The 5,030-nt window shown below is 68.3% G+C and carries 3 protein-coding genes and 1 pseudogene; 1 reads left to right on the plus strand and 3 read right to left on the minus strand.

The window, feature by feature from the left end; all coding sequences use genetic code 11:
- The 3 genes from ACXAID_RS26970 to trmB form a co-directional block, all read right to left on the minus strand.
- A partial coding sequence (locus ACXAID_RS26970; protein ID WP_475025243.1) for an MMPL family transporter occupies positions 1–2,867 on the minus strand: 2,867 nt, incomplete at its 3' end.
- An 86-nt stretch (positions 2,868–2,953) separates the two neighbouring features.
- On the minus strand, positions 2,954–3,697 hold the full coding sequence (locus tag ACXAID_RS26975; RefSeq protein ID WP_475025244.1) for an NYN domain-containing protein: 744 nt from the start codon (positions 3,695–3,697) through the stop codon (positions 2,954–2,956).
- On the minus strand, positions 3,694–4,506 hold the full coding sequence (gene trmB, locus ACXAID_RS26980) for a tRNA (guanosine(46)-N7)-methyltransferase TrmB (protein WP_475025245.1): 813 nt from the start codon (positions 4,504–4,506) through the stop codon (positions 3,694–3,696). Before trmB ends, ACXAID_RS26975 begins: the two co-directional genes overlap by 4 nt.
- 282 nt (positions 4,507–4,788) lie before the next feature.
- Here trmB and ACXAID_RS26985 point away from each other — a divergent pair.
- Positions 4,789–5,030: pseudogene (locus ACXAID_RS26985) on the plus strand (hypothetical protein); the annotation flags it as partial.

Here is a 5,030-nt window from a genome sequence, read left to right on the forward strand (position 1 = left end):
ACACTCCAGCCTGCGTGGGCGGTGTCGGGGGTGGAGAGGGGACGGTGGGGCAGTGGGGTGGTGCCGGCAGCAGATGGGCCGGGGGGGCGCGCAGGAGCCCCGCGACCGGGCACACCGGGGCCCGGGTGCGTCGGGTCGTGCGGCTGCACCCGGCCCGACACCATCACCGGAGGACCACCGGCGCCGACCAGCGCCTCGGGAGGGGCCGCTTCGAGGGCCTTGGGCGGCTCGTCGCCGGGCTCGCGCACCGATGGGCGTTTGCGCTCATCCGGGAGCTCGGTCTCACCGAGGCCGAGTCGGTCCTGGACGCGCTTCATCCAGCGCGGCGCCCACCAGCAGTCGTCACCGAGCAGCTTCATGATGGCCGGCACCAGGAACATGCGGATCACGGTGGCGTCCAGCAGCAGCGCGATGAGCAGGCCGAAGGCCAGGTACTTCATCATCACCAGGTCGGAGAACACGAACGCGCCGGCGACCACGGCCAACACGAGTGCGGCACCGGTGATGAGCCGGCCCGTCGTCGCGGTGCCGATCCGGATGGCCTCGGCGGTCGACATGCCGCGCTCACGGGCCTCGACCATGCGCGAGACCAGGAACACCTCGTAGTCGGTGGACAGGCCCCAGATCACCGCGATGATCAGGCCGATCATCGGCGCCATCAGCGGCTGCGGGGTGTAGTTCATCAGGCCGGCGCCGTGCCCGTCGACGAACATCCACGTCAGGATGCCCATCGTCGAGCCGAGGGTGAGCGCGCTCATCAGCGCAGCCTTGATCGGCAGCACGATCGAACCGAACGCCAGGAACATCAGGATCGTGGTGGTGATGATCAGCACCACCACCATCAGCGGCAGTTTCTCGAACAGACTGTGGATGCTGTCCTGTTCGAGGGCCGGGGTACCGCCCACCGACAGGGTGATCCCCCGCGGCGGGCTGATGGATCGCAGCTCGTCGATCTTCTCGGACGCGTCGTTGCGGTTGACCAACCCGTTCTGGATCACCCGAACCGACGGGTCCTCGGAGCCGCCCTCCTGGACCGAGCGTTCCTGCCACATCTTCGACGGGTCGTTGTCCGGATCGGTGAAGCCGCTGATCGTCATCGCCTTGGCGCGGATCTCGGCCATCTGCTGATCGGTGACCGGCTGGCCGTCCTCACGCTCGATCACCAGGGTCAGCGGTTCGGTGCGGAACCCGGGGAAGCTGCGGTCGAAGTCCTCCTGGGCCACCCGGACCGAGTTGTCCGGCGGCAGGTACTTCTCGCTGATACCGCCCAGCGCCAGCTGGCCCAGCGGGATGACCAGCAGGATCATCACGATCAGGATCGGCGCGGCGAACGCGATCGGCCGCTTCATCACGACGTTGACCAGCTTGCCCCAGAAACCCTTCTCGACCTCTTCGCGGGTCTTGGTCTTCTGCAGCCGGTCGGCCAGCCAGTTCAGCCACCACACCGTGGGCTTGCGCACGAGGGGCACGAACCGGGCCACGGTGAGCACCAGCGTGGTGCCGGCCACGAACGCGACGATGCCGATCAGCACCCAGAAGATGATGGTGCTGATGCTGCCGGAGTCGTATAGCGCGTAGAGGCCGTAGATGATCCACAGGAACGAGCCCACGTAACCCAGCACCAGGCCGATGAACGCCTGCTTGTCGCCGTTGTCGCTGTTCTTGCGGATCTGGACCCGGGTGTAGTGCCCGAGCGGGATGGCCGCGAACGGCACGAGCACGCCCAGGACCAGCGTGGCGAGCGCCAGCGGGTTGGTGCGCCCACTGGGCGGACCGGACAGTTCCGGCGCGGGCTCGGCGAAGCGCACCAGGGTGCGTACCCCCAGCGCGTCCACCCGGGGGCCGAGAATGCCCAGCACGGCGGCCAGCACCGTGATCGACAGGATCGAGGCCAGCATGACCGAGGCGATGATCGCGTAGGTGATCGACTTGAGGAAGCCCTGCGGGAACAGCAGCAGCGGCAGCGACGAGGCCACGATGATCACGGCCGAGAACATCACCGTGCGCCCCGAGGTCATGATCGTCCGGCGCACGGCGGCGTCGGTGTCGTAGCCCTCGGCGATCTCCTCGCGGAACCGGCTCACGATGAACAGGCCGTAGTCGATCGCGATGCCCAGGCCGATCAGTGTGACGACGGGCTGGGCGAAGAAGTGCACGGGCATGAACTCGGCGGCGAACCGCATGACACCCAGTGCGCCGAGGATGGTCAGACCGCCGATGACGGCGGGCAGGCTGGCCGCGATCACGCCGCCGAAGACGAAGAACAGCACCACGGCCACCAGCGGGATGGCGGCCACCTCGGCGCGCCGCTGGTCTTCCCCGATCGTCCCGGTCAGCTCGCTGGCCAGCGGATTCAGTCCGGCGAGCTGGATGTCACCGCCGTTGATCTTCTCCAGCGCCGGTTCGATGGTCTGGTAGTTCTTCAGGATGGTGTCGTCGTCATCGCCCTTTAGCGGGATGCTGACGAACGTCTTGGAGTCGTCCGCGGTCTTCATCTGCTGCACGGTCTCGGCCGTGCTGTCCGGGGCGCGCAGCCAGCCGACCCAGCTGACGATCTGGTCGGGATAGTCGTCCACCAACTGGTTGAGTTCGTCGGTGACCGTGCGCATCCACTCGGGGTTGGTGACCTTCTCGCCGTCGGGCGGCGTCAGGATCGCCACCACGTGGCTGGTGCGGTCCCGGCCGTACGCCTCGTCGGACACCACCGAGGCGTGCACCGACTGGCTGCCGTCGTCGTAGAAACCGCTCTGCGTGACGTGCTGTCCCAGGCTGATGCCGTAGACGCCGCCGCCCAGGCACAGTGCGACCATGACACCGATAACGATGTATCGGTACTGGTACACCGTTCGACCCCACCAGGCGAACACGTTAGCTCCTATTGGTCATAAACAAATATCGACAACACAGTTATCGGCCGGCACATCTGAGACGTTCGCTTCTTCATCTGCGTTCTCTAGCTGCGCGAGGCCAGTAGCGAAGACAGCGGCCGGAATGGCTGCAGCCATGCGCCCTGCTCAGGTAGCGAATCAAGGCCGATTCGCGGTAGCGGCTCCCGGAAGACACCGTCGATGTCCTCCAGATCGACAAACTCCAAGGTATCCGACGCTAGCGCCCAACTGGCATGTTCGCGAAATCCGAGCACCTGGACCTCGACACCTTCCTTGGCGAGGTCTTCCAGCGGTTGTTTGAAGGCCTGACCGTCGGCCGAGGCGACCGACAGCGCGGCCAGCCCCTCCGCCCGGCGCAGGGCGATGTGGTCGAGCATGTCGGAGTCGACGTCGCTGTCGTCGTCGATCTTGGGTTTGGCGAACACTGCGAACCCGACGTTGCGCAACGCCTCCACCCAGGGCCGCACCACATCGGCGCTGCCGGGCGCGATGTTGGTGAAGACCGTGGCCTCGGGCTCCAGGGACACCGTCAGCCCGTCCCGGGCGTACTGCGCAGACAGGTCGGCGGTGCGGGCCAGCAGCCAGCGGCCCAGCGCGTCGAAGCGGGGCCGGTGCGCCGCGGTGGGACGGCCGCCGAGCAGCGATCCGAGGCCCATGTCCAGGTTGGGTGCGTCCCAGACCAGCAGGACCCGCGATGTCGCGGGGGCCTGGGTGGCGGCGCCGCCGGTGTCGTCGCCGACCTGGTCGGCTGCGTCGCCGGCGTCGGGCCCGATGTCGGACATGGCGCCGATGTTCTCGGTCAGGCTCATCCGATGCGCTCCCACAACAGCTCGGCCACCGATGGGCCGGCCAGCGCTTTTCGTTCGTATTTCGTCACCGGTCGGGCCACCGAGATGGGAAGTTCTGCTGCCCCGGGGTCGACCCGGCGCAGCCGGGGCTCGGCGTCGCCGACCTCGGCGATGTGTTCGGCATAGCCCTGGTGGTCGGTCGCCGCGTGCAGCACACCGCCCGGACGGAGCCGGTCGGCGATCAGCGCCATGGTGTCGGTCTGCAGGAGGCGCCGCTTGTGGTGGCGGGCCTTGGGCCACGGGTCGGGGAAGAACACCCGCACCCCGGTCAGCGAGTCGGGCCCGAACATGTGCGCCAGGACGTCCACCCCGTCGCCGCGGACCAGCCGGATGTTGGTCACCGCGTTGCGGTCGACGGCGGCGAGCAGCTGGGCCAACCCGCGCCGGTACACCTCGACGGCCACGACGTCGATGTCGGGTTCTGCGATCGCCATCTCCAGCGTGGAAGTCCCGGTACCGCACCCGATCTCCAGCACGACCGGGGCGTGGCGGCCGAACCAGGCGGCGGTGTCCAGCAGCGGTGCGGGGTCCTCGCCGTCGCGGGCCTGGGTGCCCATCTGCGGCCACAGCCGGTCCCAGGTCGCCTGCTGGCCGTCCGAGATCGTGGAACGGCGCGCGCGAAAGCTGGTGACGCGTCGATGGAAATGCGGGGAGGGCCCGGTCTGGGCAGCGCCGGGCAGGTCGGGTCGACCGGGGTCGTCGGACCCGGGCGCCGGATGGTGATCGGCGACGTCAGGGCCCGGAATTTGCATCCGTCCATGGTCGCTCATCGAGCCTTTACTCCCTGCATCGTGTTACAGATTGATACCCAACAGTTGCCTTCTCTGTGTCCCCCCTGGGTACCGGCCGACAGCCGCGCCGTCCACCCGGAAAACGTGTTCGGTGACCTCCCGCGCTGGTGGCAGGATTCCTGTCGACGGGCTGGACACGATCCGGCCGGAATCGGGGGGCGACACATCTTCGTCGATGTCTTGGCGCGCTATGCAGAACAGACCCGTGACGACGCTGTCGCGGCCGTCGAACGACGGCTCGGTGCCCCCCTCAGACTAGCTGTGACCGGGCGTGCGGGGGTGGGGCGCGGCCGGGTCGCCGCGGCGCTGCAGAGTCCCGGATTCGTGCTGGTCGCCGATCCGCAACCGGTGGATCTGCGGGTGCTCGTGGCGGTCGAGACCCTGACCGCCGAGGAGGTCGGGTGCCTTCGGTCGGCTCCGGTGCCCACCGTGGTGGTGCTCAACAAGGCCGATCTGGCCGGCGCCGAGCCGGGTGGTCCGTTGGCCGCGGCGCAGCGGACCGC

The organism is Mycobacterium sp. ABE4_509, assembly GCF_056160785.1.

Coding starts and splice junctions, on each gene's coding strand:
- ACXAID_RS26975 (WP_475025244.1), bottom strand. CDS start 3,697: ATGAGCCTGACCGAGAACATCGGCGCCATGTCCGACATCGGGCCCGAC.
- trmB (WP_475025245.1), bottom strand. CDS start 4,506: ATGAGCGACCATGGACGGATGCAAATTCCGGGCCCTGACGTCGCCGAT.